Below are 23,115 nucleotides of genomic sequence, written 5' to 3'. Positions count from 1 at the left end.
GAGGAATGAGTGGTAGCTCACGTTGGCAACACTTTCCCCGGGTTCATGATCCCCTTCGGATCTAGCGCATTCTTGATCTGGCCCATCACCTCCAACGCAACGGGATCCTTGCGGCGCTGCATCGAGGGCAGCTTAGTTAGGCCAATCCCGTGCTCGGCCGAGAAGCTGCCGCCCATCTCGCGCACCACGTCTTCGACCCGTTCCATGATCGGGTCACAAAGCGCAGGGTCGCTCGGGAAAACCGTATAATGAATATTGCCGTCGCCCAGATGCGCGACCTCCAACACATCGGCCTTCGGATCCAGAGCGGCGAGCTCATCTGTCATGCGGGTCAGGAAGGGGTCGACCTGATCCAGCGGCAGGGCGATGTCGTTGTTCACCAACGGGCTGCGGGCAAGGCAGACCTCGGCGGCGGCTTCGCGGCGGGCCCAAATCTGGCTGCGCTGGGTGTCGTTCTGGGCGATGATTGCATCTTGGATTTGCCCCGCTTCGATCGCGTCGGCCAGCAGCGCCTCGAACGTGCTGACCAGCGGCAGGCTGCCATCCGGGTCGGGCTGGGCATCTGTTGGCGCGGTCGAAGCGATCTCGGCCAGCACTGTTACCGGGTGGTCGGCGTCGAAAACGGGCTTCAGGTCAGGGAAGTGGGTGTGCACCGCAGTCAGGTAACGCGCGGGCATGTATTCGAATGCCTCAACCGTGCCGCCGGTGGCCTCTTGCAGGCGGTTTAGAACGGACAGCGCATCGGTCAGATTGTCCAGCGCCAGCATTGCCGTCGCACGCGCGGCGGGGGCAGGGACCAGCTTCAGCACCGCGCCGGTAATCACACCCAACGTGCCTTCCGAGCCAATCAGCAGATCGCGCAGGTCATAGCCGGAGTTGTCTTTGTGCAGTTGGCTCATCAGGTCCAACACGCGGCCATCGGGCAAGACGGCCTCGATCCCGATGCACAGCGCGCGGGTGTTGCCGAATTTCAGAACGTTCGACCCGCCCGCATTCGTGGCCAGCATCCCGGCGATCTGGCACGACCCCTGCGCGCCGAAGGTCATCGGGAAACGTAAACCATGCTCGGCCACCGCGTTGTGCAGGGCTTCCAGAACCACGCCGCCGTCGACGATGGCAAGGCGGGCGTCTGGCTTGATTTCGCGGATCGTGTTCAGCCGTGACAGCGACAGCATCAGGCTGCCTTCGGGTGCGTGGGCGCCACCTGCAAGTCCGGTGTGGCCTGAGACCGGCACGACGGGCGTTTGCGTGTCATTTGCCAGTTTCATGATCTGCGAGACGTCCTCGACTGATCCGGGACGCACGGCCGCCAGGGGCGTGTTTTGGTACTTTCCAACCCAGTCCGTGGCGAACCCTGCCATATCGGGTCCGGTCAAAACATGGTCCGGGCCGGTGATGCTGCGCAGGGCGTCTAGAATGTCCATATCGGGTCCTTCGGGATGTGCGTGACTTGGATTTGGCAAGGTGCTAGCGATAACTTCTAGAAAGAACTGCGCGCGATGCCAAGAAGGAGAGCCCCCATGACCCATATCCTTGCCATTGATCAGGGCACAACTTCGTCCCGGGCGATCTTGTTTGATGGGGATATGCGGCCAAGTTCTGTGGCGCAAAAGGAATTCACCCAGCATTTCCCGGCCTCGGGCTGGGTCGAGCATGACCCGGAAGAAATCTGGGAGACCGTGTGTGCGACCTGTCTGGAAGCCGCCGAAGGGCAAGAGGTCACGGCCATCGGCATCACCAACCAGCGCGAGACCACGCTGGTCTGGGACCGTGTGACCGGGGCTCCGATCTACAATGCGATTGTCTGGCAGGACCGCCGGACCGCTCAGACCTGCGCTGATCTGAAGGCGGATGGGCACGAAGCGATGGTGACGGACCGCACGGGGCTGTTGCTGGACCCGTATTTCTCGGCCACGAAGCTGGCGTGGATCTTGGACAATGTGGACGGCGCGCGAGCCAAGGCTGAGGCCGGAGAGCTGGCGTTCGGGACGGTGGATACCTTCCTGATCTGGCGGCTGACGGACGGCGCGTCACATGTGACCGACGCCACCAATGCCGCGCGGACGATGCTTTATGACATCAAACGGGGGGCGTGGGACGCGGATATCTGCGCGCTGTTGAACATCCCGATGAGCATGCTGCCCGAGGTGCGCGATTGCGCGTCTCACTTCGGCGTGACCGACCTTTTGGGTGCGCCGGTGCCTATTTTGGGTGTGGCGGGCGATCAGCAGGCGGCGACCATCGGGCAAGCGTGTTTCCAGCCGGGGATGCTGAAATCAACCTATGGCACCGGGTGTTTTGCGCTGCTCAATACGGGCAATGTGCCAGTCGTGTCGAAAAACCGTCTGCTGACCACGATTGCATATCAGTTGGACGGCAAGCCCACCTATGCGCTGGAAGGTTCGATCTTCATCGCGGGTGCCGCGGTGCAGTGGCTGCGCGACGGGCTGGGCATCATCGACGATGCGGCTGAAACCACCGCGCTGGCTGATGCAGCTGATCCCGAGCAAGAGGTCATTCTGGTGCCAGCCTTCACCGGCATGGGCGCGCCTTATTGGGATGCGGAATGCCGGGGCGCGGTCTTTGGCCTGACCCGAGGGTCCGGCCCGAAAGAGTTCGCCCGTGCCGCGCTGGAGGCCGTAGGTTTCCAGACCCGAGATCTGCTCGAGGCGATGCAGGCCGACATGGGCAATGCCAGCGAAACGGTGCTGCGCGTGGATGGTGGCATGGCGGCGTCCGACTGGGCGATGCAGTTTCTGGCCGACATCAACGGTGCCGATGTGGACCGTCCAACGGTTTTGGAAACTACAGCGCTGGGCGCTGCTTGGCTGGCGGGCATGAAGGCTGGAATCTATCCCGATCAGGCCGGGTTCGCCGCCACTTGGGCGCTAGAGCGCAGTTTTGCGCCGCAGATGGACAGCGACACCCGCACCCGCCGCTATGCGGGGTGGAAAGACGCGGTGGCGCGGACCCTTAGTCGCCCTTGATCTCCGAACGATAGATCCCTTCGGGCAAGTTTAGGGCTGCGGTCAGGTCGCGCAACTGTGCCGGGGACAGGGTGATCTTGTGCACCTGATCGGTCCGCGGATCCCATTGTTCCAGCGTGACGCAATCGGCAAAGGCGTTGATGGTCACGTCCTCGTTCAGATGGGGGCCGTCGGCATCATCGCCCTCGTCCACCAGAGTGACGACGGTCGAGTCAAATTCGTGTTCGATGGTAAACATGATTCAACTGTAATCGCTTGGGCGGCAAAGACCAGAGTGATCTGGTGAAGCGATAGATCGGCGGCTATACAATTCTCATGGGCAAGACAGATATGCAGCAATTCAGCGGGTTTCTGACGGACCGGGGATCGAAATATGCGGTCTCGGGCGGGCCGGTGAACAGCCGCGCCGATGTGAAAGCATTTCTGAAGACCCTGACCCGCGACAAACGCTATGCCAAGGCCACGCACAACACTTGGGCGGCGATCCTGCCAGAAGAGGGCGGTGTGAAGGGCGACGATGGCGAGGCCGGCGCGGGAATGGTCATTTTGCGGATGCTGGAACGTGAAGGCGTTACGGGACACATCATCGTGGTAACCCGCTGGTTTGGAGGCACCAAGCTGGGCGGCGATCGGTTTCGCCGGGTGCAGGACTCAGTGCATCACTACCTCGAAAACGCGACGCTTGAGGGCGACACATGCTGAAGAAGCATCTGCATCGTTTCTGGATGACGTGCGTGTGGTCCTGGGCCGGATGGCGCGCCGCATGGCGGACAGAAGCGTCGTTGCGGCAATGGACGGTCGTCTGCCTGATCTCGTGTTCCACGGCGCTGTGGTTGGATCTGAGCCGCGGAGAAACCGCGCTGTTGCTGGCACTCAGCTTGCTGGTCGTTGCGTCCGAGCTGATCAACACGGCAATCGAACGCACCGTGGATCTGGTCACCCGAGAAGAACATGACCTTGCGCGCGAAGCCAAGGACACAGGCAGCGCCTTTGTCGGGCTGACGGCGATTGCGTGTGGAGTTGCGTGGCTGGTGATCTTGTTGGGGTGATCAGTCCTAGCCGATCTCGGTTTCTTCTTCCAGATGCAGCTTCATGTCGATCAGAACATGCTGAAGCGCCAGTGTTTCACGCAAAAGGCGCTTGGCCTCATTGATCGTGATGATGCCGTCTTCGATGGACTGCTGGTATTCAGCCATCAACATCGCAAAGCGCTGTGATAGGGCAATCACGTCGCTGTTTACCCCGCCTTCGGGCGAGTTCTTGCGGTCGGAATCATATGAAAGAGTGATCCCCCGAAGCTCGGACAAAGCGCTGGTGACGTGCGGATAGCGCGCGGCCTCTTCCAGTGCGGCAACGGCGTCGATGGGCATGAAGCGATCTGCGTGCTCGTCGCTGTCGGAATAGTAACGTCCCAGAGTGGCCTTGGATTTGCCCGTGGCAGCACAGGCGGCTTCCAACCCGACGTCTTTGACGAGGGCCTCTGTATGTTTCTTTAGATAGCTTCCAACACCAGCCATACTCTTATTCCTTTGTCTTCCCTGCATACGTGTGGGGAATTCCACACCTCTTTTCCCATTATTTTTGCGGTAAGGGAATGGCTTATTTCAGAAGTGTAGCGAGTTATCTTTTGCTGTTTGCGAGTAAGAGAGTTTTGACAAGTGCCCGATGCCACGTGCGTCGGTAGGAAAAGACCCGCAGTGCTAGCGCTGCGGGATGCAGGCCAATCGCCTGCAAGAGAAAGCTGGATGTGTCGGTTTACGATTGTAACGGTCAATTCCATCCCCGGGCTATGCCCTCTGACCATGTGTGTGTTCGCGTCCGCTTTCTCCTTTTCTATGCTCTCCACGATAACATGTAAGGTTTCACTGCTACGGCTGATTGTAGGTGAAACGAACGGTTGAACCGTGTCCCGTGGGCGCGTAATTCAGAGATATGGCAAAGCTCTATTTTCACTATTCGACCATGAACGCGGGGAAATCGACCCTGCTTCTTCAGGCCAGCTATAACTATCACGAGCGGGGGATGCAGACCTATCTGATTACCGCGCAGCTTGATAATCGCGTAGGCGAGGCACGAATTGGCAGCCGGATCGGGATCGGCACGGAGGCAGACACATTCGCCGAGGGCGAGGATCTGTTCGACAAGATCGCGCGCCGGCAGGCAGAAGGCCCCTGTGCCTGTGTGTTCATTGACGAAGCGCAGTTTCTCAGCCGCGAGCAAGTCTGGCAATTGGCCCGCGCCGTGGATGATCTGAGAGTGCCGGTCATGTGTTATGGGCTGCGGGTGGATTTTCAGGGCAATCTGTTTCCGGGGTCCGCCGCGCTGTTGGCCCTTGCAGACGAGATGCGCGAAGTGCGCACGATCTGTCACTGCGGAAAAAAGGCCACGATGGTCGTACGGCAAGACGATCAGGGGCGCGCTTTGACTGATGGCGATCAGGTGCAGATCGGCGGGAACGAGACCTATGTGTCCCTGTGCCGCCGCCACTGGCGCGAGGCGACCGGGGGCTGAGTTTTCCAGTAAGATTATGAGATCAGACGGGTGTCGGCAGCGTCTTTCCGTTTGCGTAAGCGTCGACATTGTCCATCGCCAGCATGCCCATATCCGTTCGTACTTCGAGCGTTGCAGTGCCCAGATGGGGCAGCAGCGTCACGTCTTCGCGGTCGGTCAGGGCTTTGGGCACTTTGGGTTCGAACTCGTAGACGTCTAGACCGGCGCCCGCGATCTGGCCCGTTTCCAGGGCGTCGATCAGGGCGGCCTCATTGACGATCTCGCCGCGCGCAATGTTGATCAGGAGTGCATGGGGCTGCATCGCGTCGAACGTGCTTTTGTCGATCAGGTGGCGCGTATCGGCCCCACCCGGAACGGCGATGACAAGGATGTCTGCCACATGGGCGACGTCCTCGATGCTGGCCAATTGCTGCGCGGGCAGGTCCGGCGTTTTGGGGGAGCGGTTATAGAACACCACGTTCATGCCGAAACCGAAATGACAGCGTTTGGCGATGGCCTGACCAATGCGGCCCATACCGATGATGCCGACGGTTTTGCCGGACACGTGCATGCCCAGCAGCTGAGTTGGGTGCCAGCCTTCCCACGCGCCGCTACGTAGCATCCGTTCGCCTTCGCCTGCGCGCCGGGCGGTCATCAGGATGAGCGTCATGGCGGTGTCAGCGGTGGCGTCGGTGACGGCGCCGGGGGTGTTGGTCACCTGAAGGCCGTGCGCTTTGGCCGCGTCCACGTCGATATGGTTGTAGCCCACGCCGAAATTCGCCAGCAGCCGGGTGCGGATGTTTCCCGCATCGGCGAAGATGTCGGCCGTATAGAGGTCGCCCAATGTCGGCAAGACGATGTCATAGTCCTGTAGGCCTGCAATCATCTCGTCCCGCGTCATCGGGGTCGTGATGTCGCGCACCGTGGTGTCATAGGCGTCGAGGGCGCGGGTCAGAACCGGATCGGGCAGAGGGCGCGAGATGAAAAGCTTCATCAGAACATTCGCGCGCCGTTGGGGACGGATTTGTCGGGGGTCAGAAGCACGACTTCGCCGTCCGGGTCGGGCAGACCCAGAACCAGAACCTCGCTGCGCATCGGGCCGATCTGGCGGGGCGGGAAGTTCACCACGGCCAAGACCTCTTTCCCGATCAACGCTTCGGGGTCGTAATGCGCGGTGATCTGGGCCGAGCTTTTCTTTTCACCAATCTCGTCCCCGAAATCGACCCACAGCTTGATGGCGGGCTTGCGGGCCTCGGGGAAGGGTTCGGCGCGCACAATGGTGCCCTTGCGGATATCGACTTTCATGAAGTCATCAAACGAGATCTCAGCCATTGGCAAGCTCCTTGGAACGGTCGGCGGCGGCTTTTACCGCGCGGGTTAGAAGGTCGGGAAAGCCCATGTTTTCGTCCATTAGGACAGATAGGGCCGCAGCGGTGGTGCCGCCCGGGCTGGTGACATTGATGCGCAGTTGGGCGGGGTCGTCATCAGCTTCTTCCGCCAAAGCCCCAGCGCCGCCCACGGTGGCTTTTGCCAATTGCATGGAGAGCTCTTCGGACAGGCCCTGTTTGACGCCTGCGGCGGCCAGCGTCTCGATTAGATGGAACACATAGGCGGGGCCAGAGCCAGAGACCGCTGTGACGGCGTCCATCTGATGCTCTCCGTCCAGACGGACGACTTGCCCGACTGCGGACAGCAGCGCTTGGGCCAGATCCATGTCGACTGCAGATGCATGATCATTGCCGCAAATCGCGGTGATTCCGCGCCCGATGGCGGCAGGGGTGTTGGGCATGGCGCGGATGATCGGGGTCTGGTCGCCCAGCATATCTTGATAGGTGGAGATCGGCGTCCCCGCGGCGACCGACAGGAACAGGGTTGTTCCGTTGCCAAGGGCTTTCAAGGACGGCAGTGCCTCGGCCATCATTTGCGGTTTCACGGCAATCAAAACGATGGCGGGGTTTTCGGGAAGCTGCGTGTTCAGGTTCAGCCCGTCCAGCGATTGTAGCCAGTCCGACGGGTAGGGGTCGTTTACCCAGACCGAGCTTGTGGGCAGTCCGTCCGACAGCCAGCCTTCCAGCATGGCCGATCCCATCTTGCCGCAGCCCAGCAGCACCAGACCGCGCGATTTTACCTGATCCATCATGTTGATGCCCCATCCCGTTTCCTACTTGGATGCGAGATTAGAGCGCAGCACGGTCGGCGCAAGCCGAAACCGCGCCGGTAGGCGCGGCTGGCATAGTGAGTGGTGGGGTTAGGCTCGGCCGTAAGCCTCGGCGATGGCGACCTGCAGGGCGTCTTCGACGCTGCGGTCAGTCCATGCGACCAGCTGAAACGCGGGATAGTAGCGTTCCGAAGCCGACACAGCCGAGGCGATCAGGCGGTCGATCTGCTCGGGGCCCGCAAACTGTCCGCCAGTCAGGGGCAGACCGTAACGCCAGACCATCAGGCGCTGCTCTTCCCAATAGGTGAAGGCACCAGTCCAGCATTGGTCATTGATGCGGTTCAGGACATCATAGATGCGCGGCAGGCTGTCTTCGGGCGGCTCCATTTCGAAGGTGCAGATCAGGCGTAGGGTTTCATCGTATGGCGACCAAGCCAACGTGATCGAGTATGTACGCCACTGACCTTCGACGGCCATGGCAATCTGGTCTTCAGCGACACGGTCAAATTCCCATGCGTGGTGTTGCGCGATGGTTTCGACGATGTCGATCGGGTGAAGATCTTCGCTTTCGATGTACTGCTCGGTTGCGGCCATGATATGCCCCCCTTGGTTTCAGCATTTGTGGCGGGTTCGTGGCAGCGACCGTTAATGGCTACAAATGCTTGATGCCTGTACAAGGTTCAGCGTTCTTTGCGCCTTGCCTTACTAGATATGGTGTCACCCGCATTGCTCTCTGTAAAGTGAAACTTTGCCTGTTAAACGAGTTGTCCACAGAAAACTTTTGTTTCTCCACAGGTTAACGGATTGTGGGTGGGGTGGCAGTTTCAGGCCACCTTGGGGGCATGTGCTTGACCTTGTGGGCCAGAACCCCCAGTTTGGCGCAAATCTTACCCCGTCAGGAGCCCCAGTTGCCCAAGCGAACAGCCCCGTTTTCCCGTTTTGAATGGCAGATCGCGTGGCGGTATCTGCGCGCGCGCCGTGCCGAAGGTGGCGTCAGCACGATGACGTGGATCAGCCTGATCGGGATCACGCTGGCAGTCGCTGCGTTGATCATTACGCTGGCTGTGCGTACCGGATTTCGGGACGAATTTGTCGACACCATTCTGGGCGCCAATGCCCATGTCGAGGTCTATGCCCAAAGCCGGATCACTGCGAATGGCGGGTTGGATCGCACCATTTCAAACTATGAAGTCTGGGCTGACCGGATCTTGACGGTTCCGGGGGTTGTCCGTGCTGCGCCTTTGGTCAAGGGGCAGGTCATGGCGAACCGGGGCCAGTATAATGCAGGGGTCGAGGTCTTCGGGATCGCCTATGAGGACATCCTGACCATTCCGCGCATTGTTGAACCGGAAAGCTCGGCGGGCGCGCTATCTGACTTCGAGCGGGGCGTTGCCATCGGGTCGGGTGTTGCCGCTGAGCTGAATGTTGGGATCGGCGACAAGATCAAGATCATCTCGCCCAATGGGGTGAAGACCGCTTTCGGTACCAGCCCGCGCGTGAATGCGTATGAGGTCACCTATATCTTTACCGCTGGTCGCTGGGACATTGACCGCACCCGCGTCTATCTTCCCATCGCCGAGGCACAGAGCTTCTTCAACCGCGAAGGGCTGGCGGACGAGATCGAAGTGATGGTCAAAGATCCGGAAGGCATCGACGAATTGCTGTTGCCGATCATGGAGGCCGTCGAAGACCCCAGTGGTGTCTGGACATGGCGCGACCGGTCGGGCGCCTTCCTGCGGGCACTGGATATGGAGGACAACGTCATGTTCATCATCTTGTCTGTGCTGGTGCTTATTGCCTCGATGAACATCACGTCCGGCCTGATCATGCTGGTGAAGAACAAGGGGCGCGACATCGGTATTCTGCGCACGATGGGGCTGACGGAAGGGTCCATTTTGCGGGTGTTCTTCCTGTGCGGGTCGCTGACGGGAATTGTCGGCACAATCGCGGGCGTGATCCTTGGTTGTCTGTTTGCCCTGAACATCGACACTGTGTTTGCGGTGGTGAACTATTTCTCGGGCGGCGGCGTCTGGGATCCGTCGATCCGGGGCATCTATCACCTGCCCGCAAAGTTGGAGTTCTGGGATGTCGCTTCAGCTGTTGGCCTGTCGCTGACCCTGTCTTTTGTTGTGACCCTGTTCCCGGCGCGAAAAGCCGCGCGGATGAACCCGGTGGAGGCACTGCGCTATGAGTGACACGGTTCTCAGCCTCTCGGGCATCACCAAGACCTATAATGAAGACACGCCCGGAGAAATCCGCGTGCTGCGCGGCGCGAACCTGTCGATTGCCAAGGGCGAGGTTGTGGCGCTGGTTGCGCCCTCGGGGTCCGGCAAATCGACGCTTCTGCATATCGCCGGGCTGCTGGACGCGGCAGATGCGGGCGAGGTGTCGATCAACGGGCAGAAGATGGACGGCCAATCCGACCGTCGCCGCACCGCCACTCGGCGCAACGAAGTGGGCTTTGTCTATCAGTTCCACCACCTACTTCCGGAATTTACCGCGCTGGAAAACATCGTCCTGCCGCAACTGGCGAATGGCGTGGGCGAACGTGCCGCACGCGATCACGCGTTGGAGCTGATGGCCCGCGTCGGCGTAGACACCCGCGCCAGTCACCGCCCCGCCGAACTGTCCGGTGGCGAGCAACAGCGCGTCGCCTTCTGCCGCGCGCTTGCCAACCGGCCAGCGCTGCTTTTGGCGGATGAGCCGACAGGGAACCTGGACCCAGATACTGCGGAAACTGTCTTTTCGGCGTTGATGGAACTGGTGCGTGACACCGGTCTGTCGGCGCTGATCGCAACGCATAACCTTGAGCTCGCCGCGCGTATGGATCGCACCTTGCGTCTTGAAGGCGGCGAAATCCTCTAGCCGCTCGCACCCTCTGACAATCGCGTGAGACCCGATTGCACGCCCGCGCGGGATCGGCAATCTGGCAGGCGTAGTAATGTCCTGCCGGAGCTTCCAATGCGTATCCTGACCGCGACCCTTGCCCTGATCCTGACGGCCTCGATGGCCGCCGCAGGTCCTGTGAATTTCAATTCATGGCGCACGCATTGGTTTGCCTTCTTTTCGAAAGTCACATTCGCCGCGTCCGAGGGCGCGATTGGCGTGACGGCGGATGGATCGGTGTCGATCACCTATGACCGACTGGCCCCCAAGGATTGGGACGCACGCAGGGCCAGTTGGCGTTGGGCGGTGGACAGTTCGGTTCCGGCAACGGATCTGCGCCAGAAGGGCGGCGATGACCGCAACCTTGCACTCTACTTCGCGTTCCTGCCGAAGGCCGAGGCCGAACGTCTTCAAGGCACCCGCAGCCTGCGCAAGCTTCTGAACCATCCCGAGGGCCGCGTGCTGGTCTATGTCTGGGGTGGCGATCACGCGCGCGGGGCCGTGCTTGGCTCGCCCTATTTGGGGTCGCGCGGCAAAACCATCGTGCTACGCCCCTCTGGCACCGGATCGCATTCCGAAAGCGTCGATCTGGCGGCAGATTACCGCCGCGCCTTCGGGTCGAACCCCGAGGCTCTGGTCGCTTTGGCCCTGTCGGCGGACAGCGACGACACGGATGTGGTCATGCAGGGTCAGGTCAGTAATCTCGGTTTACAGTGACCTAGGGTTGCACGTGGGCGCAGGCGTGATAGAATCGCGCCAAAGCAAGCCTTTAGAAAGGCAACAGGGTTCCCAAATGTACCGCGCAGCACCTCTTCTTCTGATCCTTCTCGCTGCTTGTCAGCCCGAAGACATCTTTCGCACCAACCCAAAGCCCGATGTTCAGGACGTGTCCGAACTGACCGGGGCCGAGATCTATGCGGAAAACTGCGCGACCTGCCATGGTGATGACGCCAAAGGCGGCATCTATCCCAGCGCCCCGGGCCTGACCACATTGACCGCCAAACACGGCGGCAGCTTCCCGACCCGCTATGTCATGTCGACCATCGACGGCTATGCCAAAGGCACCCAACGCGGCCCCATGCCCGAGTTCGGCGCGCTTCTGGAAAGCGAGATGGAGGTCTGGGTGGATGAGAAGGGCGTGATGACGCCGACGCCGGCTGCGCTGGTAAGACTGGCGGAGTATTTGGAGAGCGTGCAGGGGTGACCTGCGCGTGGCTTAGCCTAAACACGCACCCTTCCGCTTGCATGTCATGTCAAACAGAGGGCCACGCCCGACCCTGGGTGGGTACTCAGGGTGGCGAGTTCAGTAACACGCGGATTGGTGCTTGACGAATTTGCTTCTCTATCAGAGGTTGCCTCCAATTGGAGGTAATTCTATTGAGTCAAGTTCAAATTCGCTTCGACGTACCAAGGCACTATGTAAGTGTTGATGCGTTTGTAGCATCTGCCAAGGCAACCCAGCGCACTCTTAACGCTCTTAACCAAGAGCTATTCGATAACCGGCTTGACTTAGAGCTGGTAGTCTTCGCGCCCGAGGCTGGAAGCGTCCGTCAGATACTGAAGGTCGTAGTGAAAGGAGCTGCTTACACGTATGGATTCCTTTGGTCCATCGTACAGGTGTTGGAAACGGATCTAGCAAAGGACGTAACCAAAGAACTCACAGGTAAGTACCCCTCTGAGTTAGTGTCGGAAATTGCTAGAGACTATAAAATGAAACTGGCTGCTGCTAACAGTGAAAGAGAACGCAAAGAGATCGAGGCGGAAGCTGTGGAAATCATGTGTTCTCAAGTATCGGGAGTTCTTGCCGATGCGTCGGCGTCTGCTTTGGTTGCCTCCCGCAGAACGCTCGAGAAGTTACCAATGTCGGATCAAGCCAAATTTGAACTAATTGATTCTCAAGCAGAACTTTTTGAAAAAGCAATATCCGATCAATCTATCTCGGCCATTGAAATTGAGGAGAGAGATCTGACTCCTGTAACGAGGAATGCTTTTCCTGAAAGAGCTATTCGCCCGCGGCGACCAAAAACTGAGCCTGAGGATATCAAACGTTGGCGTGTTGCAACGGATACTTTCACCGTGACCTCTCCTCAATTGGAAGAAGAAGATCAGAAGGCGCGTAAGTGGAAGGGTAAGAACTCAGCAGACAAAGTGGTCCTGTTCACAGTGGATGACAAAGAGTTCTGGTATCGTTTCCATCGAGGCGAAATCAGTTTTGGAGAAAACACTACTCTTACAGTTCAAGCTGCCACGCTGGTTGTCGATGGAAAGGTTCGGAGTACAACTGTATTGCGCGTTCTAAGTTTTGAGGGGCAGAAACTTGCAGAACCAATTGATGAAAGCGGACTTAAGGCTATCCTCGGTAGTCTTGACGAACAAGCAAGCGCCTCCGATTCCCGATCACTTTTCGACTAATATCTAAACATCCAACTCCTCCACGAACTTCGCGTTCTCCTGAATATATTGGAAACGAAGTTCGGGTTTTTTGCCCATCAGTTGCTCGACCAAGGCGGCGGTTTCGCCGGGTTCGTCCTCGTCAATTGTCACGCGGATCAGCTTGCGGGTCGCGGGGTCCATGGTGGTTTCTTTCAGGTCTTTTGCGTCCATCTCGCCCAGACCTTTAAAGCGACTGACGTCGATTTTGCCTTTTCCGCCCAAACCTTTTTCCAGCCACTCGTCGCGCTCTGCCTCGTCCAGACAATAGACACGGCGCGCGCCCTGTGTCAGGCGGAACAGGGGCGGGCAGGCCAGATACAGGTGGCCACCGTCGATCAGCGGGCGCATCTGGGTGAAGAAGAATGTCATCAGAAGCGAGGCGATATGCGCCCCGTCGACATCCGCATCGGTCATGATGATGATCTTGTCATAGCGCAGGTCATCCAGATTGAACTTGGTGCCGGTGCCGACGCCCAATGCCTCGCAAAGGTCGCGGATTTCGGCGTTGGTGCCGATCTTGTTCGAGGCGGCCCCCAGCACGTTCAGAATTTTACCCTTGAGCGGCAACAGCGCCTGATTTTTGCGGTTGCGCGCGCCCTTGCCCGAGCCACCCGCCGAGTCACCCTCGACGATGAACAGTTCAGTGCCTGCGCGGTCCTTCGAGGTGCAGTCGGTCAGCTTGCCGGGTAGGCGCAGCTTCTTGGTGGCGGTCTTGCGTTGGGTCTCTTTTTCCTGACGGCGGCGCAGGCGTTCTTCGGCACGCAGGACAAGGAAGTCGAGGATCGCACCGGCGGATTTCGTGTCCGCAGCCAGCCAGTTGTCAAAGTGATCGCGCACCGATTGTTCGACCATCTTGGCGGCGGCCTCGGTCGACAGGCGGTCCTTGGTTTGGCCAACGAACGCAGGGTCCGCGATGAAACAGGACACCAGCGCGCAGCCACCCGTCAGAAGGTCGTCGCGGGTGATGTTCGCGGCCTTCTTGTTTCCCACAAGCTCGCCATGCGCCTTGATGCCTTTCAGGATCGCGGCCCAGAAACCGGTGACGTGCGTGCCGCCTTCGGGCGTGGGAACGGTGTTACAATAGGACTGGATGTAGCCATCGCGCGACGGGGTCCAGTTGATCGCCCATTCGACATAGCCGGGTTCGTTGAAGCGGTCGCGAAATTCGACTTTTCCAGCGAAAGGCTGGTCGGCATAGATCGACGCGCTGCCCAGCGTTTCCTTCAGATAGTCCGCCAGACCGCCCGGGAAGTGGAACGTGGCCTCGGTCGGGGTTTCGCCATCTTCGATATGCGATTTCCAACGGATCTCGACGCCCGAGAACAGATAGGCTTTCGAACGCACCAGCGTGAACAACCGCTTGGGTTTGAAGCGGTGCTTGCCGAAAATCTGTTCGTCGACATGGAAGGTTACTTCGGTGCCGCGCCGGTTGGGGGCTGCGCCGATTTTCTCGACCGGTCCCAGCGGGATGCCGCGCGAAAAGCTCTGTTCGAACAGCTCTTTGTTCTTGGCAACCCTTACCACCATCGAATCCGACAGCGCGTTCACGACCGACGAGCCAACACCGTGCAGGCCGCCCGAGGTCTGATATGCCTTGCCCGAGAACTTACCGCCCGCGTGGAGCGTACACAGGATGACCTCAAGCGCGGATTTGTCGGGAAATTTAGGGTGCGGATCAATCGGAATACCGCGCCCGTTATCGGTGATGGTCACGGAATAATCCGCGTTCAGCGTGACCTCGATACGGTTGGCGAAACCCGCGACGGCTTCGTCCATCGAGTTGTCCAGGATCTCGGCGACCATGTGGTGCAGCGCGCGTTCGTCGGTGCCGCCGATATACATGCCGGGACGTTGACGCACGGGCTCCAGCCCTTCCAGCACCTCGATTGAGGAGGCGTCATAGTCGTCGGGGCCTTGGCCGGCCAGAAGGTCGTTGCTCATGTATTCGGTCGCCTTGAACGCTGCTCGGATTTCTTTTTGTTGGGGCATTATGTCAGAGCCGTCGGGAAGGGGGAAGAGCACGCTTTCCATTCGGGCAGAATTGGATGGGCGGAAGGCGATTGTGAAAGGCCCGCGCGATGACCAACTGCGCTTGGTTCCGGCAAAGAACGGCGCGATGGACCTGACAGACGGGATCGACCGCGATCACCAATCACCGCACACGTGATCACAACGTTTTCAGGCCTTCGCAGATGTCGCCAAAGCGGCTTAGCTTTTGAAAGGATCCGTTGGATAGCCGACGCCAGCCAAGTAAAGCCCTTGGGGTGGGCTGACCGGACCGCACGCCGAACGGTCACGCGCGCCCAACGCTTTTGTCACATCATCCGGTGACCATGACCCAGCCCCAACCTGTTCCAACGTGCCGATAAAACTGCGTACTTGATTGTGCAGAAACGATCTTGCCCGCACATGAAAGCGAAACTCTGTTCCATTGGGCAGTTCGATTTCTTCCACACGCAATTCATCAAGCGATTTCACCGGGCTTTCAGCTTGGCAAATGGTGGACCGGAAGGTGGTGAAGTCGTGCCGGCCGAGCAATCTGTCTGCACCAGCCTGCATCGCACCCGCATCCAGCTTGCGCTTCACATGCCACGCCAACCCGCGTTCGTGGGTCAACGGTGCGCGGCGCGAGATTAGCCGAAACAAATACCGCCGTTCGCGCGCAGAGAAACGGGCGTGGAAATCGTCCCCGGCAACGACGCACTGGTTGATGGCGATACGATGATTGCGCAGATGGTAATTCAGTGCTTCAGACAGGCGAAAGGGTTGCCAGTCCTGCGTCAGATCGACATGCGCAACTTGCGCCAGCCCATGCACGCCTGCATCGGTGCGCCCGGCGGCGACAATCGTGTGCTCGGCTGGCTCTAGCTTCGCCAAGGCAGCCTCAATCGCGCCCTGAATGGACGGGTGTTCCTTCTGGCGCTGCCATCCGACAAAGCCAGCTCCGTGGTATTCAACTTTTAACGCATATCTGGGCATGACCCCGCATACCCCGCTGCTCTCGCACAGACAAGTTCTCTCCGCGTGCATTATCTTGCCTGGAATATTCTTGGGTGAGGCCGCAGGCCGAGGGGCAACGCCCCCTACCACGGGGATAATCTGCCCAAACCTCCCCTCTGGCGAAATGCGCCCTGCGAACCTATCTTTAAGTCGAGCAGTGAAGGAGACAGCCGTGGGGCTTGGCGATATTGCAGACAGTGTCACCCGCCAGATCGAGGCGATTGGCGACGCCACAAGCGAGGCGCTTTTCGAGCCGGTGATCCGGCTGGGCGTAACGGGGCTGTCGCGGGCGGGCAAAACCGTGTTCATCTCGTCTTTGGTGGCCAACCTGATGGACCGTGCGCGGATGCCGGGTCTGGTTGCGGCGTCGGAAGGGCGCATTCAAAGTGCGTTCCTGCAGCCTCAGCCTGACGACACGGTGCCGCGTTTTGACTATGAAACACACCTGTCGGCCATGACCGGCCCCGCGCCGCATTGGCCTGACAGCACCCGCGCCATTTCCGAGCTGCGTTTGTCGTTCCGCGTCCAGCCTTCGGGCCTGCTGGGTGGCCTACGCTCGGCGCGCACGGTGCATTTGGATATCGTGGATTATCCCGGCGAATGGCTTTTGGATCTGGCACTGCTGGACCTCAGTTATTCCGATTGGGCCGCACAGGTCTTGGATCGCATCGATACCCGCGAACAAGCGCAGGGCTTTCTGGCGAAAGCTCGCACCGCGGATCCGACCGAGAAGCTGGATGAAGTGCAAGCCAAGGATCTGGCCGCCTCTTTTGCTGATTACCTGAAAGCCGCGCGCGAGGATGGCTATAGCGACTGCACCCCCGGGCGTTTCCTTCTGCCCGGCGACCTCGAGGGCAGCCCCGCGCTGACCTTTGCACCCCTGCCGAAACCCGACACGATCCCCCGCCGCAGCCTGTGGCGCGAGATGGAGCGCCGGTTCGAGGCCTATAAATCCCGCGTGGTGAAACCCTTCTTCCGCGACCACTTCTCGCGTATCGACAGGCAGGTTGTGCTGGTGGATGTGCTGGGCGCGATCCATTCCGGTCCTGCGGCGCTCGAAGACCTGCGCCGTGCCATGGCAGAAATCCTGACCGCCTTCCGTCCCGGCACGAACGGGTTCCTCAGCACACTTTTGCTGGGCCGTCGGATCGAGCGAATTCTGTTTGCCGCGACCAAGGCCGACCACCTGCACCACAGCCAGCATCCCCGCTTGACCGCCATCACCGAGGCTCTTTTGCGCGATGCCCGCGATCGCGCCGACTTTGCCGGAGCGAAAACCGCCGCAATGTCGCTGGCTGCTTTGCGCACGACGACCGAAGAGCGTTTGGACCATGATGGGCAGAGCCTGGATTGCGTGCGTGGGCAGCTATTGGATAGTGGCAAGACGGCGGCGTTCTATCCCGGAGCACTTCCCGAAGACCCAGCACAGCTTTTGAAACCCGCGCGCAGCGGCGACACGAAATGGCTAGAGGCCGATTACCAGATCATGCGCTTCGCCCCGGCGGCGATCTCGCTGAAACCTGGTGAGGGCCCGCCGCATATCCGACTGGACAAGGCCGCCGAGTTCTTGCTGGGGGATCGGTTGTGATCATCGCACCGGCCAATACATCTGACGTGCCCGCCATCGCCAACATCCTGACAGGCTGGAACGCATCGACGCATTGGATGCCCCGTGTGCATTCGCGCGCCAGTGAAAAGGGGTTTGCGCAAATGCTGGTGGACAATGGATGGACTTTGGTCGCGCGGAATGATGAACGCCTTCTGGGTTTTCTGTCGCGCGATAAGCGGAAAATTCACGCGCTCTATGTGTCTGTACATGCACGTGGAGGCGGCGTTGGAAAAGCTTTGCTGGATCAGGCTAAACAGGCCAGTGACAGCCTGTCGCTTTACACGTTTCAGGACAACGATGGCGCGCAAAGGTTTTATCTGCGCGAAGGGTTTTCGGAAGTTTTCCGTACCGATGGCGCGGGCAATGACGAAGGCCTGCCAGACATCTGCTATGAATGGAGGCGCGCGTGACAAGCGACCGCAAACAAGGCCCCGTGTTGATCGAGCTTGAAGACGGCCCGACGACATCTCCGGCAGAAGCCCCGCCCGTGCCCGATGTGACCGGGCCGAACGCGTCGGGTACCGCAATGCAAGGTGCGATTGCCATGGCCGGGCGCAAGCCGTCGCGGTTAATGCGGTGGTTTTGGTCGCTGCTTTTGTCGATTCTTGGCTTTGTTCTTTCGGTCGCGGCCTATGATTTCGTCACCGGACTGATCACGCGGAATTCCTATCTGGGCTATGCGGCTTTGGGCCTGACCGGAGCTTTCCTACTGGTGCTACTGATCATTGCTCTGCGCGAATGGATTGCCTTTGCGCGGATGCGTCGGGTTGATGCATTGCACCATGCCGCCGAACAAGCCCGCGCACATGATGACCTGACCGAGGCGCGTGACGTCATGATCCGTTTGAAGCGGTTGTATTATGGGCGCGACGACATGCGCTGGGCACTAGAACGCTTCCACGAACGTGAGGACGAGGTGTTCGATACAGACACACTGTTCACCTTGGCCGAGGCCGAGCTGATGGCCCCGCTGGACCAAGCCGCGTTGAAAGAAGTCGAGGCCGCCGCCCGCCAAGTCGCCACCGTCACCGCCATCGTACCGCTGGCGCTGGCCGATGTGGCCACCGCCCTGACCGCCAATATCCGCATGATCCGCCGCGTGGCCGAGATCTATGGCGGGCGCTCTGGCGCGCTGGGCAGCTGGCGGTTGACCCGTGCAGTGATGGCTCATCTTGTTGCTACCGGGGCGGTTGCGGTGGGCGACGACATGCTGGGGTCTTTGGCGGGGGGTGGAATGCTGTCCAAACTCTCGCGTCGCTTTGGCGAAGGTGTGGTGAACGGTGCCCTGACGGCCCGCGTCGGCGTCGCAGCACTTGAGGTCTGTCGTCCGCTGCCCTTTGGCGACGGTAAACGCCCCGGCGTCACGGGAATTGTCAAACGCGCGTTGGCGGGATTGTTCGGGAAATAGGTGCGTTAGCCCAAACTTGGCACGTCACTGGTTGGCCGCGTCATATCCTCGACCCCCATGCGCAATCCGCGCCCGATCCGGTGGACCAGCGCAATCCATGCGCGGGCGGTGTCTGCGGGCAGGGTCTGGGTGGCGACCTCCTCAAACAGGGCAATCCACGGGTCGAAATGCTCGGGTCGGACGTTGCCGGCCTGCATGTGGGCGCGCATCGGATTTCCGTCATAGCCCGGTTCGCGCAGGATCGCGCCGCGCCAGAAACGGGTGATCAGGGCAATATGTGTGTCCCATTCCGCGTCCGTTGTCCCGACATGCCCGTTGAAGATCGGCCCAAGTTGGGGGTGGACCCGGATGCGTGCATAAAACCGCGCCATAACCGCATCGATTTGCGCAGGCGAGATATCGAAAAGTTGCAGCGGGTTGGGCGTGTGGGACATGGGAACCTCTTTCCTGACCGAAATAGTCGGTTCACCCGTCCGAGCCAAGCCCTCAAACGCGGAAAATTCAGCGCAGCCTGCCTGTCCTTCATGGCTTTACGCCACGCCCCCACGGGCCTATAACGCGCCCATGATGCACGCCAAAGCGATCATTATTCGAATTATATGCCCGGCGCTCTGATCCAGACGAGCCGCCGGGACAAGGCGCATGAACCTGCGCGCCGCCCCCTCTTCGACATTGACGACTTATCCTGAAAAGGACCGGACACATGTGTGCCGATACACCCGAATACAAAGATACGCTGACCCTTCCCGTGACCGATTTTCCGATGCGCGCGGGCCTTCCCAAGCGCGAGCCTGAATGGCTGGCCCGGTGGGAGAAAATTGGCGTTTATGACCGCCTGCGCGAAACCGCTGGCGACCGCGAGCCGTTCATCCTGCATGACGGCCCCCCCTATGCGAACGGCCACCTGCATATCGGTCACGCGCTGAACAAGACCATCAAGGACATGATCGTGCGCTCGCACCAGATGATGGGCCATGATGCACGTTATGTTCCCGGCTGGGACTGCCACGGTCTTCCCATCGAATGGAAAATCGAAGAGCAGTATCGCAAGAAGGGCAAGAACAAGGACGACGTCGATGTCGTCGACTTCCGTCAGGAATGCCGCAAGTTCGCCGAAGGCTGGATCGATATCCAGCGCGACGAGTTCAAACGTCTGGGCATCACCGGCAAATGGGAAAACCCGTATCTGACGATGGATTTCCACGCCGAGCGCGTGATCGCCGAGGAATTCATGAAGTTCCTGATGAACGGCACGCTGTATCAGGGCTCGAAGCCCGTGATGTGGTCGCCGGTTGAAAAGACCGCACTGGCCGAGGCCGAGATCGAGTATCACGACCACAAGTCGCACACGATCTGGGTGCCGTTCTCGTTTGCCAACGCGACGGGTGATCTGGCCGAGGCGCGTGTCGTGATCTGGACGACGACTCCTTGGACGATCCCGTCGAACAAGGCGGTCGCGTATAACAACAAGATTGCCTATGGCCTTTATCGTGTTGATGCGACCGAGGAAGAAAGCTGGACCGCAGCCGGTCAGCTCTACATCTTCGCCGACGCACTGGCCGAAGACGCGCTGGGCAAATCCCGCGTAACCGAATTCTCGCGCGTGCGCGACGTGGCTGCAAGCGAGCTGGCTGGCCTGATCTGTAAGCACCCGTTCAACGGTGCCGACGGCGCTGACGGCTTCTGGGACTACGACGTTCCGATGATCGACGGCGATCACGTGACCGATGACGCGGGTACGGGTTTCGTGCACACCGCGCCAAGCCACGGTGCCGACGACTATGAAGCGTTCGTCGCCCGCAACTGGATCGACCGCATGACCCACAATGTGGGCGAGGAAAGCGAATTCCTGCCGCATGTGCCGTTCTTCGCGGGCCTTCAGGTCTTTGACCGCAAGGGCAAGGAAGGCAAAGCCAACAACGCCGTGATCGCCAAATTGGTCGAGGCCGGCGGCATCATCGCGCGTGGCCGCGTGACGCACTCTTACCCACACTCGTGGCGCTCGAAAGCGCCGATCGTGTTCCGCAACACGCCGCAGTGGTTTGCATCCGTCGATAAAGAAGTCGGCGACGGGCAGGACGAGATGGGCAAGACCATCCGTGAACGTGCCCTGAACTCGATCGACCAACTGGTGCAGTGGTGGCCGCAGACCGGTCGTAACCGCCTGTATTCGATGATTGAGGCACGCCCGGATTGGGTTCTGTCGCGTCAACGTGCTTGGGGCGTTCCACTAACCTGTTTCACCAAGAAAGGTCTTCTGCCGACCGACGAAGGTTTCCTTCTGCGCGATCCCGCCGTGAATGCGCGCATCGCCGAGGCATTCGAGGCTGAAGGCGCAGATGCGTGGTATGCTGACGGTGCAAAAGAGCGTTTCTTGGGCAACGATCACAACGCGGATGAGTGGGAGCAGATCTTTGACGTGCTCGACGTGTGGTTTGACTCTGGCTCGACCCACTCGTTCGTGCTTCGTGACCGTGAAGATGGCACGCCGGACGGCATCGCGGATGTCTACATGGAAGGCACCGACCAGCACCGCGGGTGGTTCCACTCGTCGCTGTTGCAGGCCTGCGGTACCAAGGGTCGTGCGCCCTACAAGAACGTCGTAACCCACGGTTTCACGCTGGATGAGAAGGGCATGAAAATGTCCAAGTCGCTGGGCAACACCATCGTGCCCGAAGCTGTCGTGAAGCAGTACGGCGCTGACATCCTGCGTCTGTGGGTTGCCCAGACGGATTACACGGTCGATCAGCGGATCGGGCCGGAAATCTTGAAAGGTGTGGCGGACAGCTATCGCCGTCTGCGCAACACGATGCGCTTCATGCTGGGCAACTTGCATGAGTTTGACGAGGCCGAGCGTGTGGACGTGGCAGACATGCCCGAGCTGGAACGCTGGGTGTTGCACCGTCTGGCAGAGTTGGATCACGTCGTCCGCGACGGCTATCGCAAGTTTGACTTCCAGGGCGTGTTCTCGGCTGTGTTCAACTTCGCGACCGTGGACTTGTCGAGCTTCTATTTCGACATCCGCAAGGACGCGCTGTATTGCGATGGGGCCGACAGCCTGAACCGCCGCGCCGCGCGCACCGTGCTGGACATCTTGTTCCACCGCCTGACCACATGGCTTGCCCCGGTTCTGGTCTTCACCATGGAAGACGTCTGGCTAGAGCGCTTCCCGGGCGACGAAAGCTCGGTCCATCTGGTGGACTTCGCCGACACGCCCGCCGATTGGCTGGACGAACCGCTGGCCGCGAAATGGGCCGGCATCCGTCAGGTGCGCCGCGTGGTTACCGCCGCGTTGGAAATCCAGCGTCGTGACAAGGTGATCGGCGCGTCTCTGGAAGCCGCTCCTGTTGTGCATGTGCGCGACAAGGACGTGCTGGCGACGTTGAAGTCTGTAAACTTCGCGGACGTGTCCATCACAAGCCAAGTGCAGCTGACCAACGACCCGCTGCCCGCCGAAGCTTTCCGCGTGCCGGAAGTCGAAGGCGTGGGCGTTGTGTTCGAAAAAGCCTCGGGCGAGAAATGCCAGCGTTGTTGGAAGATCCTGCCGGATGTGGGCAGCCACGATCACGCAGGCACCTGTGGCCGTTGTGACGACGCGCTGTCCTGATCGACCCGAAACAGCATGAAACGGAACGCCCCGGCCATTGTGCTGGGGCGTTTTCTTTTGCACCATGCCGACATGAATATTGCGGTGGTGGATAGCCCGGTTGGGCGTTTGGGAGTTGTGGAAGAGGGCGGCAGTATTGTCCGGCTGGTTTGGGATGCTGAGCCTGAAGGCGAGCAAACGCCGGTGCTGACTGAAGCGCAATCTCAGCTCACCGCGTATTTCGAAGGTCGACTGACCAAGTTTAACTTGCCGACTTTGGTTCATGGCAGTGATTTTCAGCGCGCGGTTTGTGATGCCATGTCTGCCATTCCCTTCGGTGAAACGCTGACATACGGCGACATCGCGAAACTGACGGGCAATTCGGCTCAGGCGGTCGGCAACGCTTGTGGCGCGAACCCGATACCGATCATTATCCCCTGTCATCGGGTGATGGGGGCAGGCGGTAAACTGGTCGGGTTCTCCGGTGCTGGTGGGGTCGAGACGAAAGTTCAGCTGCTGCGCCTTGAAGGTGCCGCAGGTTTGCTTATCTGAGAAGTT

General features: G+C 59.9%; 25 protein-coding genes. 15 read left to right on the top strand and 10 right to left on the bottom strand.

The window, feature by feature from the left end:
- Nucleotides 1-17: 17 nt before the first annotated feature.
- Nucleotides 18-1,424, bottom strand: a complete 1,407-nt coding sequence (locus tag ALP8811_RS11840; RefSeq protein WP_108857300.1) for an FAD-binding oxidoreductase — start codon at nucleotides 1,422-1,424, stop codon at nucleotides 18-20.
- A 96-nt stretch (nucleotides 1,425-1,520) separates the two neighbouring features.
- On the opposite strand from ALP8811_RS11840, the gene glpK reads away from it, so the two are divergent.
- Entirely contained in the window at nucleotides 1,521-2,987 is a 1,467-nt protein-coding gene (glpK, locus tag ALP8811_RS11835; RefSeq protein ID WP_108857299.1) for a glycerol kinase GlpK, read from the top strand.
- On the opposite strand, the gene ALP8811_RS11830 is transcribed toward glpK, so the two are convergent.
- A complete protein-coding gene (locus tag ALP8811_RS11830) occupies nucleotides 2,974-3,225 on the bottom strand; it encodes a DUF8831 family protein (protein WP_108857298.1) in 252 nt (83 codons plus the stop codon). The genes glpK and ALP8811_RS11830 overlap by 14 nt on opposite strands.
- A gap of 77 nt (nucleotides 3,226-3,302) precedes the next feature.
- Here ALP8811_RS11830 and ALP8811_RS11825 point away from each other — a divergent pair, with 77 nt between their 5' ends.
- Both ALP8811_RS11825 and ALP8811_RS11820 read left to right on the top strand, forming a co-directional pair.
- Nucleotides 3,303-3,689 carry a YigZ family protein gene (locus ALP8811_RS11825; protein ID WP_370738896.1) on the top strand — a complete coding sequence of 129 codons (387 nt, stop codon included), beginning with the start codon at nucleotides 3,303-3,305 and terminating at the stop codon, nucleotides 3,687-3,689.
- Nucleotides 3,683-4,036: a diacylglycerol kinase gene (locus tag ALP8811_RS11820; protein ID WP_245924629.1), complete on the top strand. Its 354-nt coding sequence runs from the start codon at nucleotides 3,683-3,685 to the stop codon at nucleotides 4,034-4,036. Before ALP8811_RS11825 ends, ALP8811_RS11820 begins: the two co-directional genes overlap by 7 nt.
- Before the next feature lie 6 nt (nucleotides 4,037-4,042).
- On the opposite strand, the gene ALP8811_RS11815 is transcribed toward ALP8811_RS11820, so the two are convergent.
- Nucleotides 4,043-4,504, bottom strand: coding sequence for a hypothetical protein (locus tag ALP8811_RS11815; RefSeq protein ID WP_108857297.1), 462 nt, complete (start codon nucleotides 4,502-4,504; stop codon nucleotides 4,043-4,045).
- 415 nt (nucleotides 4,505-4,919) lie between these two features.
- On the opposite strand from ALP8811_RS11815, the gene ALP8811_RS11810 reads away from it, so the two are divergent.
- Complete coding sequence (locus tag ALP8811_RS11810; RefSeq protein WP_108857296.1) at nucleotides 4,920-5,498, top strand: thymidine kinase; 579 nt, start codon at nucleotides 4,920-4,922, stop codon at nucleotides 5,496-5,498.
- 22 nt (nucleotides 5,499-5,520) lie between these two features.
- On the opposite strand, the gene ALP8811_RS11805 is transcribed toward ALP8811_RS11810, so the two are convergent.
- The 4 genes from ALP8811_RS11805 to ALP8811_RS11790 all read right to left on the bottom strand — a co-directional run bounded on the left by ALP8811_RS11805 (nucleotide 5,521) and on the right by ALP8811_RS11790 (nucleotide 8,229).
- Nucleotides 5,521-6,471: a 2-hydroxyacid dehydrogenase gene (locus tag ALP8811_RS11805; protein WP_108857295.1), complete on the bottom strand. Its 951-nt coding sequence runs from the start codon at nucleotides 6,469-6,471 to the stop codon at nucleotides 5,521-5,523.
- Entirely contained in the window at nucleotides 6,471-6,809 is a 339-nt protein-coding gene (locus ALP8811_RS11800; protein WP_108857294.1) for a tRNA-binding protein, read from the bottom strand. The genes ALP8811_RS11805 and ALP8811_RS11800 overlap by 1 nt, the downstream gene beginning before the upstream one ends.
- On the bottom strand, nucleotides 6,802-7,617 hold the full coding sequence (gene proC, locus ALP8811_RS11795) for a pyrroline-5-carboxylate reductase (RefSeq protein ID WP_108857293.1): 816 nt from the start codon (nucleotides 7,615-7,617) through the stop codon (nucleotides 6,802-6,804). The genes ALP8811_RS11800 and proC overlap by 8 nt, the downstream gene beginning before the upstream one ends.
- 108 nt (nucleotides 7,618-7,725) lie before the next feature.
- The gene (locus ALP8811_RS11790; protein WP_108857292.1) at nucleotides 7,726-8,229 is read right to left on the bottom strand and encodes a type III secretion system chaperone family protein; all 504 of its coding nucleotides are present in this window, start codon (nucleotides 8,227-8,229) and stop codon (nucleotides 7,726-7,728) included.
- 314 nt (nucleotides 8,230-8,543) lie between these two features.
- Between ALP8811_RS11790 and ALP8811_RS11785 the strand changes: the two genes are divergently transcribed.
- The 5 genes from ALP8811_RS11785 to ALP8811_RS11765 all read left to right on the top strand — a co-directional run bounded on the left by ALP8811_RS11785 (nucleotide 8,544) and on the right by ALP8811_RS11765 (nucleotide 12,933).
- Nucleotides 8,544-9,830, top strand: coding sequence for a lipoprotein-releasing ABC transporter permease subunit (locus ALP8811_RS11785; protein ID WP_245924628.1), 1,287 nt, complete (start codon nucleotides 8,544-8,546; stop codon nucleotides 9,828-9,830).
- A complete protein-coding gene (locus tag ALP8811_RS11780; RefSeq protein WP_108857290.1) occupies nucleotides 9,823-10,500 on the top strand; it encodes an ABC transporter ATP-binding protein in 678 nt (225 codons plus the stop codon). Before ALP8811_RS11785 ends, ALP8811_RS11780 begins: the two co-directional genes overlap by 8 nt.
- A gap of 96 nt (nucleotides 10,501-10,596) precedes the next feature.
- The gene (locus ALP8811_RS11775) at nucleotides 10,597-11,238 is read left to right on the top strand and encodes a DUF3047 domain-containing protein (protein ID WP_108857289.1); all 642 of its coding nucleotides are present in this window, start codon (nucleotides 10,597-10,599) and stop codon (nucleotides 11,236-11,238) included.
- Nucleotides 11,239-11,314: 76 nt separating this feature from the next.
- Nucleotides 11,315-11,725: a c-type cytochrome gene (locus tag ALP8811_RS11770; RefSeq protein WP_181363747.1), complete on the top strand. Its 411-nt coding sequence runs from the start codon at nucleotides 11,315-11,317 to the stop codon at nucleotides 11,723-11,725.
- Between the two features lie 173 nt (nucleotides 11,726-11,898).
- Nucleotides 11,899-12,933 carry a hypothetical protein gene (locus tag ALP8811_RS11765; protein ID WP_108857287.1) on the top strand — a complete coding sequence of 345 codons (1,035 nt, stop codon included), beginning with the start codon at nucleotides 11,899-11,901 and terminating at the stop codon, nucleotides 12,931-12,933.
- Nucleotides 12,934-12,936: 3 nt separating this feature from the next.
- On the opposite strand, the gene parE is transcribed toward ALP8811_RS11765, so the two are convergent.
- Nucleotides 12,937-14,895 carry a DNA topoisomerase IV subunit B gene (gene parE, locus ALP8811_RS11760; RefSeq protein ID WP_108857286.1) on the bottom strand — a complete coding sequence of 653 codons (1,959 nt, stop codon included), beginning with the start codon at nucleotides 14,893-14,895 and terminating at the stop codon, nucleotides 12,937-12,939.
- A gap of 49 nt (nucleotides 14,896-14,944) precedes the next feature.
- On the opposite strand from parE, the gene ALP8811_RS16380 reads away from it, so the two are divergent.
- Nucleotides 14,945-15,121, top strand: a complete 177-nt coding sequence (locus tag ALP8811_RS16380) for a hypothetical protein (protein WP_181363746.1) — start codon at nucleotides 14,945-14,947, stop codon at nucleotides 15,119-15,121.
- 41 nt (nucleotides 15,122-15,162) lie between these two features.
- On the opposite strand, the gene truA is transcribed toward ALP8811_RS16380, so the two are convergent.
- Nucleotides 15,163-15,933 (bottom strand): tRNA pseudouridine(38-40) synthase TruA, encoded by a 771-nt coding sequence (gene truA, locus ALP8811_RS11750; protein WP_108857284.1) that lies wholly within the window; start codon nucleotides 15,931-15,933, stop codon nucleotides 15,163-15,165.
- Between the two features lie 193 nt (nucleotides 15,934-16,126).
- Between truA and ALP8811_RS11745 the strand changes: the two genes are divergently transcribed.
- The 3 genes from ALP8811_RS11745 to ALP8811_RS11735 are packed head-to-tail and all read left to right on the top strand — an operon-like array spanning nucleotide 16,127 to nucleotide 18,971.
- Nucleotides 16,127-17,542, top strand: coding sequence for a YcjX family GTP-binding protein (locus ALP8811_RS11745; protein WP_181363761.1), 1,416 nt, complete (start codon nucleotides 16,127-16,129; stop codon nucleotides 17,540-17,542).
- On the top strand, nucleotides 17,539-17,973 hold the full coding sequence (locus tag ALP8811_RS11740) for a GNAT family N-acetyltransferase (RefSeq protein ID WP_245924627.1): 435 nt from the start codon (nucleotides 17,539-17,541) through the stop codon (nucleotides 17,971-17,973). The genes ALP8811_RS11745 and ALP8811_RS11740 overlap by 4 nt, the downstream gene beginning before the upstream one ends.
- Nucleotides 17,958-18,971 (top strand): YcjF family protein, encoded by a 1,014-nt coding sequence (locus ALP8811_RS11735; RefSeq protein ID WP_108857282.1) that lies wholly within the window; start codon nucleotides 17,958-17,960, stop codon nucleotides 18,969-18,971. Before ALP8811_RS11740 ends, ALP8811_RS11735 begins: the two co-directional genes overlap by 16 nt.
- Before the next feature lie 5 nt (nucleotides 18,972-18,976).
- Here the strand turns inward: ALP8811_RS11735 and ALP8811_RS11730 are convergent, their stop codons facing one another.
- Nucleotides 18,977-19,405 (bottom strand): group III truncated hemoglobin, encoded by a 429-nt coding sequence (locus tag ALP8811_RS11730; protein ID WP_108857281.1) that lies wholly within the window; start codon nucleotides 19,403-19,405, stop codon nucleotides 18,977-18,979.
- Between the two features lie 269 nt (nucleotides 19,406-19,674).
- Here ALP8811_RS11730 and ileS point away from each other — a divergent pair, with 269 nt between their 5' ends.
- Together ileS and ALP8811_RS11720 are read left to right on the top strand one after the other, a co-directional pair.
- The gene (ileS, locus tag ALP8811_RS11725; protein WP_108857280.1) at nucleotides 19,675-22,578 is read left to right on the top strand and encodes an isoleucine--tRNA ligase; all 2,904 of its coding nucleotides are present in this window, start codon (nucleotides 19,675-19,677) and stop codon (nucleotides 22,576-22,578) included.
- Between the two features lie 72 nt (nucleotides 22,579-22,650).
- On the top strand, nucleotides 22,651-23,109 hold the full coding sequence (locus ALP8811_RS11720; protein WP_108857525.1) for a methylated-DNA--[protein]-cysteine S-methyltransferase: 459 nt from the start codon (nucleotides 22,651-22,653) through the stop codon (nucleotides 23,107-23,109).
- The last annotated feature ends 6 nt before the right edge of the window (nucleotides 23,110-23,115 follow it).

It is taken from the genome of Aliiroseovarius pelagivivens (assembly GCF_900302485.1).
Taxonomy (GTDB): domain Bacteria; phylum Pseudomonadota; class Alphaproteobacteria; order Rhodobacterales; family Rhodobacteraceae; genus Aliiroseovarius; species Aliiroseovarius pelagivivens.
Note: the sequence above shows the minus strand (reverse complement) of the source record. Positions and strands in the feature narration are given on the sequence as shown.

Bases quoted from the DNA above. Each gene is read 5' to 3' on its own strand.
- ALP8811_RS16380 (WP_181363746.1), top strand. From the start codon at position 14,945: ATGTCAGAGCCGTCGGGAAGGGGGAAGAGCACGCTTTCCATTCGGGCA.
- ALP8811_RS11830 (WP_108857298.1), bottom strand. From the start codon at position 3,225: ATGTTTACCATCGAACACGAATTTGACTCGACCGTCGTCACTCTGGTG.
- ALP8811_RS11810 (WP_108857296.1), top strand. From the start codon at position 4,920: ATGGCAAAGCTCTATTTTCACTATTCGACCATGAACGCGGGGAAATCG.
- ALP8811_RS11825 (WP_370738896.1), top strand. From the start codon at position 3,303: ATGGGCAAGACAGATATGCAGCAATTCAGCGGGTTTCTGACGGACCGG.
- ALP8811_RS11800 (WP_108857294.1), bottom strand. From the start codon at position 6,809: ATGGCTGAGATCTCGTTTGATGACTTCATGAAAGTCGATATCCGCAAG.
- ALP8811_RS11805 (WP_108857295.1), bottom strand. From the start codon at position 6,471: ATGAAGCTTTTCATCTCGCGCCCTCTGCCCGATCCGGTTCTGACCCGC.
- glpK (WP_108857299.1), top strand. From the start codon at position 1,521: ATGACCCATATCCTTGCCATTGATCAGGGCACAACTTCGTCCCGGGCG.
- ALP8811_RS11720 (WP_108857525.1), top strand. From the start codon at position 22,651: ATGAATATTGCGGTGGTGGATAGCCCGGTTGGGCGTTTGGGAGTTGTG.
- ALP8811_RS11840 (WP_108857300.1), bottom strand. From the start codon at position 1,424: ATGGACATTCTAGACGCCCTGCGCAGCATCACCGGCCCGGACCATGTT.
- ALP8811_RS11775 (WP_108857289.1), top strand. From the start codon at position 10,597: ATGCGTATCCTGACCGCGACCCTTGCCCTGATCCTGACGGCCTCGATG.
- parE (WP_108857286.1), bottom strand. From the start codon at position 14,895: ATGAGCAACGACCTTCTGGCCGGCCAAGGCCCCGACGACTATGACGCC.
- ALP8811_RS11820 (WP_245924629.1), top strand. From the start codon at position 3,683: ATGCTGAAGAAGCATCTGCATCGTTTCTGGATGACGTGCGTGTGGTCC.
- ALP8811_RS11780 (WP_108857290.1), top strand. From the start codon at position 9,823: ATGAGTGACACGGTTCTCAGCCTCTCGGGCATCACCAAGACCTATAAT.
- ALP8811_RS11815 (WP_108857297.1), bottom strand. From the start codon at position 4,504: ATGGCTGGTGTTGGAAGCTATCTAAAGAAACATACAGAGGCCCTCGTC.
- ileS (WP_108857280.1), top strand. From the start codon at position 19,675: ATGTGTGCCGATACACCCGAATACAAAGATACGCTGACCCTTCCCGTG.
- ALP8811_RS11770 (WP_181363747.1), top strand. From the start codon at position 11,315: ATGTACCGCGCAGCACCTCTTCTTCTGATCCTTCTCGCTGCTTGTCAG.
- ALP8811_RS11790 (WP_108857292.1), bottom strand. From the start codon at position 8,229: ATGGCCGCAACCGAGCAGTACATCGAAAGCGAAGATCTTCACCCGATC.
- ALP8811_RS11735 (WP_108857282.1), top strand. From the start codon at position 17,958: ATGGAGGCGCGCGTGACAAGCGACCGCAAACAAGGCCCCGTGTTGATC.
- proC (WP_108857293.1), bottom strand. From the start codon at position 7,617: ATGATGGATCAGGTAAAATCGCGCGGTCTGGTGCTGCTGGGCTGCGGC.
- ALP8811_RS11730 (WP_108857281.1), bottom strand. From the start codon at position 19,405: ATGTCCCACACGCCCAACCCGCTGCAACTTTTCGATATCTCGCCTGCG.
- truA (WP_108857284.1), bottom strand. From the start codon at position 15,933: ATGCCCAGATATGCGTTAAAAGTTGAATACCACGGAGCTGGCTTTGTC.